Raw genomic sequence first — 14,661 nt, 5'->3', positions numbered from 1 at the left:
AAATGGGGCCATTAAAGACCCCGATAAAACAATTGAAATTAGTCTAAAGTGATTTCTAATGCTAAACCTCTTAATTCATGAACCAATACATTGAATGATTCCGGAATATTTGGTTTACCCATATTTTCACCTTTAACAATAGCTTCATAGGCTTTAGCTCTTCCAATCACATCATCAGATTTGATTGTAAGAATCTCTTGTAGAACATGAGAAGCACCAAATGCCTCTAATGCCCAAACCTCCATCTCACCAAAACGCTGACCACCAAATTGAGCCTTACCACCCAATGGTTGCTGCGTAATTAATGAGTAAGGTCCGATAGAACGAGCATGCATCTTGTCATCAATTAAGTGACCTAATTTCAGCATGTAAATAACTCCAACCGTTACTTTTTGATCGAATCTATCACCTGTTAATCCGTCATATAAATGTGTTCTACCAAATTCAGGCAATCCAGCTTCCGCTAACTCTGCTGATACCTCATCTGAAGTAGCACCATCAAAAATAGGAGTCGCATATTTACGTCCTAATTTTAATCCGGCCCAACCTAATACAGTTTCATAAATCTGACCAATGTTCATCCTTGATGGTACACCTAGTGGATTCAATACGATATCTACTGGAGTTCCATCTTCTAAGAATGGCATATCTTCATCACGAACAATCTTAGCTACTACACCTTTGTTACCGTGACGACCCGCCATCTTATCACCTACTTTTAATTTACGTTTCTTAGCAACATAAACTTTTGCAAGCTGAACGATTCCTGCTGGTAATTCATCCCCTACTTCAATCGTAAATCTCTCTCTCTTGAATTTACCGGCAATCTCATTACGTCTCTTATTGTAATTTCTGACTAAATCAACGATTAGCTTATTGATATTGTCATCATCAGTCCAGTTATCAAGAATTAAGTCAGAAATTAAGTTTACTTCTTCAGGAACATTGTAATTACTTTCATCTCTGTAGATATTTTTCTCAGGGAATAAGTTTTTCTCAATGTTATTTCTAGTGAACTTAACACCTTTGCTCATAATCTCATCACCAAACTTATGTTTGATTCCTTGTGATGTCTTACCTTCTAATAATTCAGTAAGTTTTTCAATCTTAAGCTCTCTTAACTTTAATAATTGACGACTATACTCTTTTCCTAGAATTTCTACTTCTTTCTTAGCAGCAGCTCTACCTTCTTTATCTTTTTTGTGTCTTGCAAAAAGCTTAGTATCAATTACAACTCCTCTTAAAGATGGAGAAGCTTTCATTGAAGCATCTTTAACATCACCAGCCTTATCACCGAAGATAGCTCTTAGTAGTTTTTCTTCAGGGGTTGGATCTGTTTCACCTTTAGGTGTAATCTTACCAATTAAAATATCACCTTCTTTGATTTCAGTACCTGTTCTGATGATACCATTTTCATCAAGGTTTTTAACTGCTTCTTCACTTACGTTAGGAATTTCAGAAGTTAATTCTTCTTCACCTCTTTTTGTATCTCTAACCTCTAGTTCAAATTCTTCAATGTGAATAGAAGTAAATATATCGTCACGAACAACTCTTTCAGAGATTACAATCGCATCCTCGAAGTTGTATCCTTGCCAAGGCATGAAGGCAACTTTCATATTTCTACCAATAGCTAACTCACCTTTCTCAGTAGCATAACCATCACATAGAATCTGACCTTTAGTTACTCTATCACCTTTGTAAACGATAGATCTAAGGTTTATCGTAGTATTTTGATTTGTTCTTCTGAATTTGATTAAGTCATATACTCTTTCATCATCATCAAAGGAAACTAATTTTTCCTCTTCTGTCATGTCATACTTAATCACAATCTTAGTGGCATCCACAAAAGTAACAACCCCATCCTTTTCAGCAACAATCATACTTCTAGAATCGCTAGCTACTCGGCCTTCTAAACCAGTACCTACAATAGGTGCTTCAGGTCTCAATAAAGGAACTGCTTGACGCTGCATGTTTGATCCCATCAAAGCACGGTTTGCATCATCATGCTCCAAGAATGGAATCATAGAAGCTGCAACTGATACAATTTGGTTAGGAGCAATATCCATGTAAGAAAGCTCTTTTGGCTCTAATACTGGGAAGTCACCTTCAAATCTAGCTTTTACTCTATCGTTCAAATATTTACCTGAATCATCAATTGGAGCGTTAGCCTGGGCGATGTTGTGGTCATCTTCTTCTTCAGCAGTTAAGTATAATACGTTACCGCTCATGTCTACTTTACCATTTTCAACTTTTCTATATGGGGTTTCAATGAATCCCATATTGTTTACTTTGGCATGAACACATAAAGAAGATATCAAACCAATGTTTGGACCTTCAGGAGTTTCAATCGTACATAATCTACCGTAGTGAGTATAGTGAACATCACGAACCTCAAAACCAGCACGTTCTCTTGATAAACCACCTGGTCCTAAAGCAGACATTCTTCTTTTATGAGTTACCTCAGATAATGGGTTCGTCTGATCCATAAATTGAGATAACTGGTTAGTACCAAAGAATGAGTTAATAACAGAGGATAATGTTCTTGCATTGATCAAATCAACAGGCTTGAAGTCTTCATTATCTCTTACATTCATTCTCTCGCGGATAGTTCTAGCCATTCTAGCTAAACCTACTCCAAACTGCGCATATAATTGCTCACCAACAGTTCTAACTCTTCTGTTACTTAAGTGATCGATATCATCAACAATAGCTTTAGAGTTTATCAAACCAATTAGGTATTTAACAATGTGAATAATATCCACTTTTGTTAAAACTTTAGTATCAGCTTCAATATCTAAGCCTAATTTTTTGTTGATTCTATATCTACCAACTTCACCTAAATCATATCTCTTTTCAGAGAAAAATAAGTTTTGGATAATCTCTCTTGCAGTAGCCTCATCAGGAGCCTCGGTATTTCTAAGCTGACGGTAAATTTGTTCTACTGCCTCTTTCTCAGAGTTTGAGTTATCTTTTTGTAATGTATTATATACGATGCTGTAATCAGTGATATTTACATCAGTTCTATGTAAAATAATAGATTTAACACCAGCATCTAAGATTAAGTCAATATCTTCTTCCTCAATTACTGAGTCTCTTTCTAAAAGAACTTCATTTCTATCGATAGATACAACTTCTCCTGTATCTTCATCCACGAAATCCTCTGTCCAGGTTTTAAGAACTCTTGCAGCAAGTTTTCTTCCGATAACTTTTTTCAAAGCCGCTTTAGTACCTTCAACTTCTTCAGAAAGATTGAAAAGATCTAAAATATCTTTATCAGAACCATAACCGATAGCACGTAATAATGTAGTAACAGGGAATTTCTTCTTTCTGTCGATGTAGGCATACATCACATTATTAACATCGGTAGCAAATTCAATCCAAGATCCTTTGAATGGGATAATTCTCGCAGAATATAATTTAGTACCGTTTGTGTGTTTACTTTGAGCAAAGAACACACCTGGTGACCTGTGTAATTGAGATACAATAACACGCTCAGCTCCATTAATAATGAAAGAGCCCTTTTCTGTCATGTAAGGGATATTCCCTAAGAATACCTCTTGCTCAATTGTTTCAAAGTCTTCATTGTCCTCATCATTGCAAATTAATCTTAATTTTGCTTTTAAAGGAACTGAATAAGTTAAACCTCTATCGATACAACCATCAATATCATATTTTGGTGGGTCAACTAGATAGTCAACGAATTCTAGAACAAAGTTTTCTCTAGAATCTGAAATTGGAAAGTTTTCTTGGAATACTTTAAAAATTCCTTCTTCAGCTCGTTTTTCAGCAGGAGTTTCCAATTGGAAAAAATCCTTAAATGATTGGAGTTGAACATCAAGGAAATCAGGATAATCAATTACTGTTTTAATTGACGAGAAATTGATTCTTTCAGATTGATTTATATTAGCCAAGGCTCTGAATATTTAAAGTTTTTGTAAATCTATAAAGTGCGAAACGCACTGTCCTGTTTCGTAAATTAGTACAAACAGGAAAAGACCTGACCCCGATATTGAATTATCAATATCGGGGACCAGGCCTAATTTCTTGGGCAGAAATCAGTTAACCCTTTCAGGATCAACTTATTACTTTAATTCTACTTCTGCTCCAGCTTCTTCAAGTTGCTTTTTAAGCGCCTCTGCTTCGTCTTTAGCTACTCCTTCTTTTACAGCTTTAGGAGCACCGTCAACTAATTCTTTTGCTTCTTTCAAGCCTAAACCAGTTAATTCTTTAACTGCTTTAACAACTTGTAATTTAGCAGATCCTGCAGAATTTAAGATTACATCAAAAGATGATTTCTCTTCTGCTGCATCGCCTCCGCCAGCACCACCAGCTGCCATAACAGGAGCTGCAGCTGCTGCAGGTTCGATACCGTGTGTTTCTTTTAGGTAATCAGCAAGTTCATTAACTTCTTTTACTGTTAATTCTACTAATTGATCTCCAATTGCTTTGATATCAGCCATGATTGTGTTATTTAAATTTTAATGATTTTGTTCTGTAAATTGTTAATTATTGTGCTCTTTCTTCAAGCGCTTTTACTAATCCTGAAACAGTATGTCCTCCGCTTTGTAGTGCAGAAATAACATTCTTAGCAGGTGACTGTAGTAATCCAACAATGTCACCAAGCATATCTTTCTTAGATTTAAGCTCGCTAAGTGGTGTTAAGTGCTCAGCACCCACGTAAACATCTGTATCTATAGCAGCAGCTTTAAGTAAAGGCTTTTCTGTATCGTTTTTCTTATGGAATTCTTTAATCACCTTAGCAGGTGCATTACCTACTTCAGGAGAAAATAAAATTCCTGAGAAACCTTTTAATGATCCAAACATTGCAGAGTAATCTTCTTCTTGATTCTCCAATGCTTTCTGAATCAAGGAATTCTTTACTACTTTGTATTCTAATCCTCTTTCAAAAACAAGTTGTCTAAAGGCATTAGTTTCTGCAACAGTCATTCCTGAACCATCAGCCAGATAAAAATGCGGATTTTCCGTGAATTTACCTGTTAGTTCCTCTATAAGTTGTCCTTTTTCCTTTCTAGTCATATTAAATTCCAGCTATAGAGTTTTTGTCAATAGAGATTCCCTTGCTCATCGTAGACGACATGGTCATGCTCATAAAATACGTACCTTTAGAAGAAGCTGGTTTCAGCTTCGCTAAAGTCTGAATTAATTCATTCGCATTCTCAGCAATTTTCTCTTTCGAGAAGGAAGCTTTACCGATACTTGCGTGAATAATCCCGAACTTGTCCACTTTAAAATCAATTTTACCTGACTTTACTTCTTGGACCGCCTTTCCAACGTCAAGCGTAACAGTTCCTGACTTTGGATTTGGCATCAGACCTCTTGGCCCTAGTACTTTACCTAATCTACCTACTTTTGCCATAACAGTAGGCATAGTTACAATGATATCTATATCAGTCCAACCACCTTCGATCTTTTTGATGTAATCATCAAGACCTACGTAATCAGCACCTGCATCTTTAGCTTCCTGCTCTTTGTCAGGAGTAACTAAAGCTAATACTTTAACATCTTTACCTGTTCCGTGAGGAAGAGCAACAACACCTCTAACCATTTGATCAGCTTTACGAGGGTCAACTCCTAATCTTATGTCAAGGTCAACAGACGCATCAAACTTAGTTGTTGTAATTTCTTTTACTAATGCAGAAGCTTCATCTAAAGCGTATGCTTTTGTAGAATCAACTTTTTCAGCTGCAATTTTTTGATTTTTAGTAAGCTTTGCCATTTTACCTATTGTTTAAGAATTCCAAGGAGCAGTTCCTGTAACTTTAATACCCATGCTTCTCGCAGTACCTGCAACCTGACGCATAGCTGACTCAATTTTGAATGCATTTAAGTCTTGCATTTTTGTTTCAGCGATTTCTTTAACTTGATCCCAAGTTACAGAACCAACTTTGTTACGGTTTGGCTCAGCAGAACCCTTTTTCTTCTTAGAAGCTTCTAATAGAAGTACTGGAGCTGGTGGAGTTTTAATTACAAAGTCAAATGATTTGTCTTTGTAAATAGTAATCACTACCGGCAATACTTGTCCAGCTTTGTCCTGAGTTCTTCCATTAAATTGCTTACAGAACTCCATAATGTTAAGTCCTTTACTACCTAAAGCAGGACCTACGGGAGGTGACGGATTGGCAGCTCCCCCTTTAATCTGTAATTTCAGATATCCACTTATTTCCTTAGCCATCTTGCTATTCTGTTTTTTCTACTTGCATGTAATTCAATTCCACCGGAGTATTTCGACCAAAAATCTTAACCATTACATTAAGTTTCTTTCTTTCTTCAAATACCTCCTCAACTGATCCAGTAAATCCGCTGAATGGTCCATCCATCACTTTAACTGATTCCCCAACTATATAAGGAGTGCTCAGTTTTTCATCCATTTCTTCAGTTTCATCTACTTTCCCTAGAATTCGATTCACTTCATTTTGTCTTAAAGGAACCGGTTCTTTTTCATCACCTTGCCCACCAAGAAATCCTATTACTCCAGGAATACTTGTAATGGCGTGATGCGCTTCACCATTAGTAATGTCAGCTGATACAAAAACGTAACCAGGAAAAAAATTCTTTTCTCTAACACGTTTCTTACCATTCCTCATTTCATATACCTTTTCTGTAGGGATAAGAATTTGAGGAATAAATTCTTCTATTTTTTGACGAGCAATTTCATTCTCAAGATAAGTTTTAATCTTCTTCTCTTGACCACTAATTACTCTTAAAACGTACCATTTATATTCTGACATTATCAATATATCTTAAATGCTAAAATGCATTATAAAACCATTCCATTGCATTATCGAATGCCAAATCAATAACACCGATTAAAAGGGCAAAAACTAAAGCTCCCACCAAAACCAAAATAGAACTATTTTGTAATTTGCTGTAAGTAGGCCATGTTACTTTATATCGCATTTCTGACCAAGATTCTTTTAAGAATAAACTAAGTTTTTGCATCTTATTAATGTGTTAAAATTGCACGGGTGGAGGGACTCGAACCCCCAGCCAATGGTTTTGGAGACCACTACTCTACCAATTGAGCTACACCCGTATTTACCAATGCAACTCAAAATGGTCTGCAAAGGTAGATAAAAGTTTTATAAGAAACAAATGCGCTCCGACAATATCGAGAGCGCATCGTTTAATTTATTTTTATATCTTAAATATTAGTCTAAGATTTCAGTTACCTGACCAGCACCTACAGTTCTACCACCTTCACGGATAGCGAAACGTAAACCTTTTTCACAAGCAACTTTGTTGATCAAGTTTACCTCAATTGTAACGTTATCACCTGGCATAACCATTTCAACGTTTTCAGGAAGCATGATCTCACCAGTAACGTCAGTTGTTCTTAAATAGAACTGTGGACGGTACTTGTTAAAGAAAGGAGTATGACGTCCACCTTCGTCTTTAGACAATACGTAAACCTCAGCTTTGAAATGCGCGTGTGGCGTTACAGAACCTGGTTTACAGATAATCATACCTCTTTTAATTTGAGCTTTCTCAATACCTCTTAATAAAAGACCTACGTTATCACCAGCTTCACCTCTATCTAAAATTTTACGGAACATCTCAACACCAGTAACAGTTGATTTCAATCCTTCAGCTCCCATACCGATTAAGTCTACAGGATCACCTGAGTTGATAACACCTCTCTCGATTCTACCAGTAGCAACAGTACCACGACCAGTAATAGAGAATACGTCCTCAACAGGCATTAAGAAATCTTTGTCAGTTAAACGCTCTGGTAATGGAATATAATCATCAACAGCTTGCATTAACTCATCAATTTTAGCAACCCACTCGGCTTCACCATTTAAAGCACCTAAAGCAGATCCTTGTACAACTGGTAAATCATCACCTGGGAATTCATAGAAAGAAAGTAATTCTCTAACTTCCATCTCTACTAATTCTAATAATTCAGCATCATCTACTAAGTCAACTTTGTTTAAGAAAGCAACAACAGCAGGAACACCTACCTGACGAGCTAAAAGGATGTGCTCACGTGTTTGTGGCATTGGACCATCAGTAGCAGCAACTACTAAGATAGCTCCATCCATTTGAGCAGCACCAGTAACCATGTTTTTCACGTAATCCGCGTGACCTGGACAGTCAACGTGAGCATAGTGACGGTTTTCTGTAGCGTACTCAACGTGTGAAGAGTTAATTGTAATACCTCTTTCTTTCTCTTCAGGTGCGTTATCAATTGAAGAGAAATCTCTTGCATCAGCAAATCCTTTATCAGATAATACTTTACAGATTGCTGCAGTTAATGTAGTTTTACCATGATCCACGTGACCGATAGTACCGATATTCACGTGTGGTTTCGAACGGTCAAAGGTTTCTTTAGCCATATTTGAAAAATCCTCAGTTTAGTTAAAATTTATAATATATTTATTCAATAACACTGATTGAGCCAACGAGGGGATTTGAACCCCCGACCTCTTCCTTACCAAGGAAGCACTCTACCCCTGAGCTACATCGGCTTGAAATCATTCAGTGCCTTTACAGGCACATCCTAACAAAGGCAGTGACGTTTCCGTTCTGCCTTTAATTTATCACCGAAATGCCTATTGTATTATAGAGCGGGAGACGAGGCTCGAACCCGCGACCTGCAGCTTGGAAGGCTGCCGCTCTACCAACTGAGCTACTCCCGCTTGTTTGAAGATTTCTCTTCAATTATGTTCATTTAACTAATGTTAATCAACATTGTGGGGGAAACAGGATTCGAACCTGTGAAGTCATAAGACAACGGATTTACAGTCCGTCCCAGTTGGCCGCTTTGGTATTCCCCCAATGGTTTCAATAAGCATTTCCTAAATCCCTTTCGTTTTAGGAAGTGCAAAATTATATGGATTTTATATTTTATCAAACTTTAAAGCTAAAAAAGATTATTTTTTTTCAACTTTATGTTGATCTGATTTCTTAAGCTCTGTGGTTCAGATTTTTACGTTCAAAAATTTTTCATGTAACCAGCAAATTTATTTGCTATTCTGAAATCAGGATGCAATACTAATCTAAAAATGGTTTCAAATCAAAGTATATGTATAAAGAATGAAGAAAATTTTAATTCATTCCTCTTATTTTAAATCTAAATGTGTAAAATTTGATATGTGTTCCTATCTTCGTGTTAAATTTTAGTTATGTACGAGATCAAATTCAATCAATCTGAAAAAGAATATAAGCTTTCAACCAAAGAAGGCGATATATTTATAGAAGATGAAAAAGTAAACTGGGATATCAGTAAAACAGATCATCAATCATTTCATATTATATATAAGAACAAGACTTTCACAGCCCATGTAGATGAAATAGACTACGATAATAAAACATTCAAATTGCAATTGAATGGGAAAGTAGTTGAGCTTGAACTGAAAGATAAGATGGATCTTTTATTAGAAGAGATGGGGATTAGCGATATGGATTCTAATCAAGTAAATGATGTGAAAGCACCGATGCCAGGATTAATTATAGATATTATGGTGGCTCCTGGAGATGAGGTAAAAAAAGGTGATCCGCTGTTAATTCTAGAAGCTATGAAAATGGAAAATGTGATTAAGGCTGAAGGAGATGGTACTATATCTGAAATTAAAGCCAATAAAGGCGATAGCGTAGAAAAAAATCAATTGATCATCCAATTCTAATTATTTGATTTATATTTAATAATGAATTGGTATTTATAAATATACTTTAAAGTCTGCAACAATATAGCTTATGAAATTCAAACGTATTCTATTAAAATTGAGTGGGGAATCACTTATGGGTGATGAGGGTTATGGAATTGATTCTAAACGTTTAAATCAATATGCACAGGAAATCAAAAAAATTCATGACCAGGGAGTAGAAATCGCCATTGTAATTGGTGGAGGTAATATTTTTAGAGGAATACAAGCAGAATCAGCCGGAATAGATAGAGTTCAGGGTGATTATATGGGTATGTTAGCCACTGTTATTAATGGAATGGCCGTGCAAGGTGTGTTAGAAAACCATGGAATGTTTACTAGATTGATGTCGGGCATTAACATGGAGCAGGTTTGTGAGCCATTTATTAGAAGAAGAGCTATCAGACACTTAGAGAAAGGCAGAGTAGTTATATTTGGTGCTGGAATTGGAAATCCTTACTTTACTACTGACTCTACAGCTAGTTTAAGAGCAATTGAAATAGAAGCAGATGTGGTATTGAAAGGAACCAGAGTGGATGGAGTATATACAGCTGACCCTGAAAAAGATGCTGATGCAACTCGATATTCAAATATCACTTTTCAAGAAGTTTATGAAAAGGGTTTAAATGTGATGGATATGACAGCCTTTACGTTATGTCAAGAGAACAATTTACCTATTATTGTATTTGACATGAACAAAGAAGGTAATTTATATGACCTTATCAATGGTGAAAATGTTGGAACATTGATAAATTCCCAAAATTAAATACAATGGAAGAAATAGACTTAGTATTAGAAGAAGCAAAAGAGCTGATGGAAAAAGCCATTCAGCATACTAAAAGTGAATTACAAAAAATCAGAGCAGGAAAAGCTTCCCCTTCAATGCTTGATGGATTAATGGTAGATTATTATAATAATGACACACCCATTAATCAAGTCGCTTCAATTAGTACTCCCGATGCTCGATCTATCATAATAAAGCCTTGGGAAAAAAATGTGATTGGTGAAATTGAGCGCGCAATAATTAATAGTGATCTTGGGTTCACACCTCAAAATGATGGTGAAATTGTTAGAATTAATATTCCACCGCTAACAGAGGAGAGAAGAATTTCTTTAACAAAACAAGCTAAAACCGAAGCAGAAGATGGGAAAATTTCTATTCGGAACGCAAGAAAAGATGCTAATGATCAATTAAAGCAACTCCAAAAGGAAGGGATATCGGAAGATGATGTAAAAAGAGGCGAAGAAAAAGTACAGAATTTAACTAATGAGTTCACTAAGAAAATAGATGATATCTTAGAGCATAAGGAAAAAGAAATAATGACGGTTTAGTTCTTTTACTTCAATAGTTTTCATAAAGCTACTTTTAGAAATAATAGTAGCTTTTTTTTTACTGTAATGACTTAAAAAATGATTTAAAACTCAATCAACTTCTCTACCTGCTCTTCTAGCAATTCACTGTAAAGTTTATCAGTAACTTCTTCACCGTTAAAGTTTTTTTCAATTCTGGCAAGTTTTAATTTCAATGCTAAAACATGCATTCCTAAATAGTTAAAAATATCTGTCATATGACTTAAAGCCAAGCCGGCACCTTGCATGCCAGATGAAATCCCAACCAATGCACATTTTTTATTCTGAAAGCTATTAGGATACTCCATCCCATCAATAAAAGCTTTTAAAACCCCAGGAAATGAGCCATTATACTCAGGAATTACGAATACATATTTCTTAGAGGCTTTCAGTTGAGTCAAGAATTCATTGAATTCGGGGTTTTTACCATTATTATCATAAAGAGCGGTGTATACAAAATCTTTAGGTAAATCAGCTAAATCAATAATATTTGACTCTATTTGTTTCTCATCTAATAACTTTTTGTAAAGTTTAGCTACTTGAGCTGAAACAGAATTATTCCTATTAGTACCAGAGATTATCGTTATCATGCTTTTTTATTTTGACACAAAAATAGGGACATAAAGTCCCTATTCTAAGAATTTTCAGTATTTAACTAATTATAATGATGATAAGTTTACAGATAATTTGAAATCATCATAAATCATTTTATCTCCTAATCCATCAAAGAAAGAACCAGACCCATATCTAATTTCCCATTTAGTTCTATCAAGAGCAAAAGACGCTTTGGCAGTAGCTTTACCGTCCTTAACCGTAATATTAGCAGGGAATGTAATTTTATTTGTTATCCCTTTGATTGTTAAATCACCAGCTAAAAAATGAGTTGCGTCAGTTGCTTCACTTTTTTCAATTGATGTGATAACAAATTTAGCTGTTGGGTGAGATTCAACACTAAAAAAATCATCAGATCTTAAGTGACCCATTAACTTATCTTTATATTCTCCTTCTAAATCTAAAACGTCAATAGAGTTCATATCAATTACGAATGAGCCACCTGTTACCTGGCCGTTTTCAACTTCTAGAGCACCTTCTTTAATATTTACAGTTCCGTTGTGCTGACCTGTAACTTTCTCTCCTACCCAAGCAATTTGGCTTGAATTGGTATCTACCTTAACTTCTTTTCTTAAAATAGTAAACGCTGCAGCCATGATGATAGCCACTAATCCAATTGATAAAACTTTTGTTTTCATTTTCTTATTATTTAATGTTATTACATTTAATGTCGATACATATACAATGTTTTAATAAAAAGGTTTCAAATTTTTATTAAAATATTTTGAAGCCACCATGAGAAGAATCAAATTGGAACAAAATTGTTTAGCGATTATGAATACAAGCAAAGAGATAAAAGAAGCAAAAGAGTATATAACAAAAATGATTGATTTTAAGCCCGAAGTTGGAATTATTCTTGGAACTGGCTTGGGTGCTTTAGTTGATGATATTGAAATTGAATATTCATTTTCATATAAGGATATTCCTAATTTCCCGGTTTCAACAGTAGAAACCCATAGTGGTAAACTTATATTTGGTGAACTAAGTGGGAAAAAAGTAGTAGCCATGCAGGGTAGATTTCATTATTATGAAGGTTACAGCATGACTCAAGTTGTAATGCCTGTGAGATTAATGTATTTATTAGGAATCAAATATTTATTTATATCAAATGCAGCAGGGGGCTTAAATAAAAATTTAGAGTTGAGTGATTTAATGATTATTAAGGATCATATAAACCTTTTTCCTGAAAATCCCCTTAGAGGTAAAAACTTAGATGAATACGGTGGTAGATTTCCAGACATGTATGATGCTTATGATCCGACCTTAATTGAAAAGGCGAAATCAATTGCAAAACAGCAAAATATAGACATTAAAGAAGGGGTTTATGCTGGAGTGGCTGGACCTAATTTAGAAACACCTGCAGAATATAAATACCTAGATATTATAGGTGCTGATGCAGTTGGTATGAGTACAATACCGGAAAATATTGCAGCTAGGCACATTCAAATCCCAGTATTTGCGGTTTCTGTAATTACAGACTTATGTTATCCTGAAAAATTAAAACCTGCTGAAATTCCTGAAATCATTGGAGCGGCAATGAACGCTGAACCCAAAATGACAAAAATCTTTAAAGAATTATTGAAAATAATATAGATTAATTACTACTTCATTTAATACTCCAAAAACTTATCGAGCGTAGTTACGAATATATAAATAACCGAAACTACGTTTATGAAATTTGGAAAAGTTGAGATAGAAATTAACATTGGTGACATCACCAAGCAAAATGATATTAATACAATAGTTAACGCTGCAAATGCTGAATTACAAATAGGAAGTGGTGTAGCTGGTGCTATTCATACTGCCGCAGGTCCATTGCTAGCTGATGAATGCCAAAGCTTAGCTCCTATTCATCCAGGAGAAGCCGTTATTACAGGAGCATATGAATTGCCTAACAAAAGAATAATTCATGTTTTAGGACCAATATATGGATTTAATCAACCTGAGGTTCAGTTTTTAAAAGACTGCTATAAAAATGCATTGGAGTTAGCAGAAAAATATAATGTTGACTCTATTGCATTTCCTGCGATTTCAACTGGTGCATTTGGTTATCCAATTGAAGAAGCAACAAAAATCGTTATATCCGCAGTTAAAGAGTATTGCAGTAAAGCAACTTCAATAAAATTGATACGCTTTATTTTATTTAATGAGAAGGATTACATGGTTTATGAAAATGAGTTAAATAAATCACTCAATGATGAATAATCTAGAAACTCAGTTCAAGAATTTTGATTTCAAATAATTACTGACATCTAATAAAGCATCAATAATATTATCTGCAGCTTTTTGTCTATAGCCCACAATTCTTTGATTAATCAATTCTCCTGATTTACCATTAAAAGCAAATCTTCCAATCGTTTTGTTATTTTTTATCTCATAGATTAATACTTCATAGATAGAAACATCGGTTCCGTTATGATAGCCAGCCCCCATTTTCCAACTGACATCTCTGCTTTCTTTAATGGTGTGATTTAAAAGGTCTACGATAGCATTCTTACTTAGGTCCATGGTAATTCAAAGTTGTTTCCATTATCAATTTAAAAAAATATTAAATTTAATAAAACAACTTACTGATTTTTTGATACTTAGGAGATAATTAACATGTGATTGACTAGCCCATATAGTCTCCAGTTTTCTGTCGGCATTCTTTAGCCTTTTTATTAGATATGATTTTCCAGAAAGGATTTCGAAAAAACAGGGCGGTTTTAACACCAAAGTTATGCATTACTCTTCTGAGACCAGAGTGAAATTTAGAAGCATTCTTAGGCATCACAACGTATTCATAACCAAAACGCAGTGTCACTTTATCCATACAAGGATTCCCATACAGTACATTTTTAGTGTCCTTAATGTAGATGCTGAGGAGCCGCCTTTCTTTTCTATCATGTTCTGGTTCTAATTCTGGTTCTCTTTTTATTTTCTCGGTTGACTTATTATTATAATCTACCTGCGCAAAACTAGAGGAAGAGCCAATTAAAATGATAAAGAGTAAACCTAATAGCCAGCGCATTTATACAAAACCTTATAATGAATG

At 34.9% G+C, this 14,661-nt stretch carries 17 protein-coding genes and 4 tRNA genes; 5 read left to right on the top strand and 16 right to left on the bottom strand.

Translation table 11 applies throughout. From position 1 onward, the window contains the following. Positions 1 to 38 precede the first annotated feature (38 nt). The 12 genes from rpoB to QYS47_RS05040 all read right to left on the bottom strand — a co-directional run bounded on the left by rpoB (position 39) and on the right by QYS47_RS05040 (position 8,798). Positions 39 to 3,911, bottom strand: a complete 3,873-nt coding sequence (gene rpoB, locus QYS47_RS05095; RefSeq protein WP_322347935.1) for a DNA-directed RNA polymerase subunit beta — start codon at positions 3,909 to 3,911, stop codon at positions 39 to 41. 171 nt (positions 3,912 to 4,082) lie between these two features. Continuing rightward, positions 4,083 to 4,460, bottom strand: a complete 378-nt coding sequence (gene rplL / locus QYS47_RS05090) for a 50S ribosomal protein L7/L12 (RefSeq protein WP_302127512.1) — start codon at positions 4,458 to 4,460, stop codon at positions 4,083 to 4,085. Between the two features lie 46 nt (positions 4,461 to 4,506). Next, positions 4,507 to 5,037, bottom strand: a complete 531-nt coding sequence (gene rplJ, locus QYS47_RS05085) for a 50S ribosomal protein L10 (RefSeq protein WP_308357490.1) — start codon at positions 5,035 to 5,037, stop codon at positions 4,507 to 4,509. Position 5,038: 1 nt separating this feature from the next. Then, on the bottom strand, positions 5,039 to 5,737 hold the full coding sequence (gene rplA / locus QYS47_RS05080; protein ID WP_308357491.1) for a 50S ribosomal protein L1: 699 nt from the start codon (positions 5,735 to 5,737) through the stop codon (positions 5,039 to 5,041). Between the two features lie 12 nt (positions 5,738 to 5,749). Further along, positions 5,750 to 6,193 carry a 50S ribosomal protein L11 gene (gene rplK / locus QYS47_RS05075; protein ID WP_308357492.1) on the bottom strand — a complete coding sequence of 148 codons (444 nt, stop codon included), beginning with the start codon at positions 6,191 to 6,193 and terminating at the stop codon, positions 5,750 to 5,752. A gap of 4 nt (positions 6,194 to 6,197) precedes the next feature. After that, positions 6,198 to 6,749, bottom strand: a complete 552-nt coding sequence (gene nusG / locus QYS47_RS05070; protein ID WP_308357493.1) for a transcription termination/antitermination protein NusG — start codon at positions 6,747 to 6,749, stop codon at positions 6,198 to 6,200. A gap of 19 nt (positions 6,750 to 6,768) precedes the next feature. Continuing rightward, positions 6,769 to 6,960 (bottom strand): preprotein translocase subunit SecE, encoded by a 192-nt coding sequence (secE, locus tag QYS47_RS05065; RefSeq protein WP_302103719.1) that lies wholly within the window; start codon positions 6,958 to 6,960, stop codon positions 6,769 to 6,771. A gap of 21 nt (positions 6,961 to 6,981) precedes the next feature. Continuing rightward, positions 6,982 to 7,054: transfer RNA gene (locus QYS47_RS05060), tRNA-Trp, on the bottom strand. A gap of 115 nt (positions 7,055 to 7,169) precedes the next feature. After that, a complete protein-coding gene (gene tuf, locus QYS47_RS05055; RefSeq protein WP_308357494.1) occupies positions 7,170 to 8,357 on the bottom strand; it encodes an elongation factor Tu in 1,188 nt (395 codons plus the stop codon). A 60-nt stretch (positions 8,358 to 8,417) separates the two neighbouring features. Next, a tRNA-Thr gene (locus tag QYS47_RS05050) sits at positions 8,418 to 8,489 on the bottom strand. Between the two features lie 98 nt (positions 8,490 to 8,587). Further along, positions 8,588 to 8,660: transfer RNA gene (locus QYS47_RS05045), tRNA-Gly, on the bottom strand. 55 nt (positions 8,661 to 8,715) lie between these two features. Next, positions 8,716 to 8,798 (bottom strand) — tRNA-Tyr (locus QYS47_RS05040). Positions 8,799 to 9,146: 348 nt separating this feature from the next. Between QYS47_RS05040 and QYS47_RS05035 the strand changes: the two genes are divergently transcribed. The 3 genes from QYS47_RS05035 to frr all read left to right on the top strand — a co-directional run bounded on the left by QYS47_RS05035 (position 9,147) and on the right by frr (position 10,997). Further along, a complete protein-coding gene (locus QYS47_RS05035) occupies positions 9,147 to 9,647 on the top strand; it encodes an acetyl-CoA carboxylase biotin carboxyl carrier protein subunit (RefSeq protein WP_302127515.1) in 501 nt (166 codons plus the stop codon). A 70-nt stretch (positions 9,648 to 9,717) separates the two neighbouring features. Further along, the gene (gene pyrH / locus QYS47_RS05030) at positions 9,718 to 10,431 is read left to right on the top strand and encodes a UMP kinase (RefSeq protein ID WP_302103716.1); all 714 of its coding nucleotides are present in this window, start codon (positions 9,718 to 9,720) and stop codon (positions 10,429 to 10,431) included. A gap of 5 nt (positions 10,432 to 10,436) precedes the next feature. Continuing rightward, positions 10,437 to 10,997 (top strand): ribosome recycling factor, encoded by a 561-nt coding sequence (gene frr, locus QYS47_RS05025; protein ID WP_302103715.1) that lies wholly within the window; start codon positions 10,437 to 10,439, stop codon positions 10,995 to 10,997. A gap of 83 nt (positions 10,998 to 11,080) precedes the next feature. Here the strand turns inward: frr and QYS47_RS05020 are convergent, their stop codons facing one another. Then, positions 11,081 to 11,605, bottom strand: a complete 525-nt coding sequence (locus QYS47_RS05020; protein ID WP_302127516.1) for an NADPH-dependent FMN reductase — start codon at positions 11,603 to 11,605, stop codon at positions 11,081 to 11,083. A gap of 69 nt (positions 11,606 to 11,674) precedes the next feature. Further along, positions 11,675 to 12,265, bottom strand: coding sequence for a YceI family protein (locus QYS47_RS05015; protein WP_322347934.1), 591 nt, complete (start codon positions 12,263 to 12,265; stop codon positions 11,675 to 11,677). A 136-nt stretch (positions 12,266 to 12,401) separates the two neighbouring features. On the opposite strand from QYS47_RS05015, the gene QYS47_RS05010 reads away from it, so the two are divergent. Then, a complete protein-coding gene (locus QYS47_RS05010) occupies positions 12,402 to 13,220 on the top strand; it encodes a purine-nucleoside phosphorylase (RefSeq protein ID WP_322347933.1) in 819 nt (272 codons plus the stop codon). A gap of 78 nt (positions 13,221 to 13,298) precedes the next feature. Then, entirely contained in the window at positions 13,299 to 13,832 is a 534-nt protein-coding gene (locus QYS47_RS05005) for a macro domain-containing protein (protein ID WP_302127518.1), read from the top strand. Between the two features lie 9 nt (positions 13,833 to 13,841). On the opposite strand, the gene QYS47_RS05000 is transcribed toward QYS47_RS05005, so the two are convergent. Together QYS47_RS05000 and QYS47_RS04995 are read right to left on the bottom strand one after the other, a co-directional pair. Continuing rightward, positions 13,842 to 14,135 (bottom strand): hypothetical protein, encoded by a 294-nt coding sequence (locus QYS47_RS05000; protein WP_302103711.1) that lies wholly within the window; start codon positions 14,133 to 14,135, stop codon positions 13,842 to 13,844. 103 nt (positions 14,136 to 14,238) lie between these two features. Then, a complete protein-coding gene (locus tag QYS47_RS04995; protein ID WP_302127519.1) occupies positions 14,239 to 14,637 on the bottom strand; it encodes a hypothetical protein in 399 nt (132 codons plus the stop codon). Positions 14,638 to 14,661: the final 24 nt, after the last annotated feature.

Origin of the sequence: Marivirga arenosa (assembly GCF_030503875.2) — a bacterium.
In the GTDB taxonomy this organism is placed as follows: Bacteria; Bacteroidota; Bacteroidia; order Cytophagales; family Cyclobacteriaceae; genus Marivirga; species Marivirga arenosa.
This window is presented reverse-complemented; position numbering and strand designations above follow the sequence as displayed.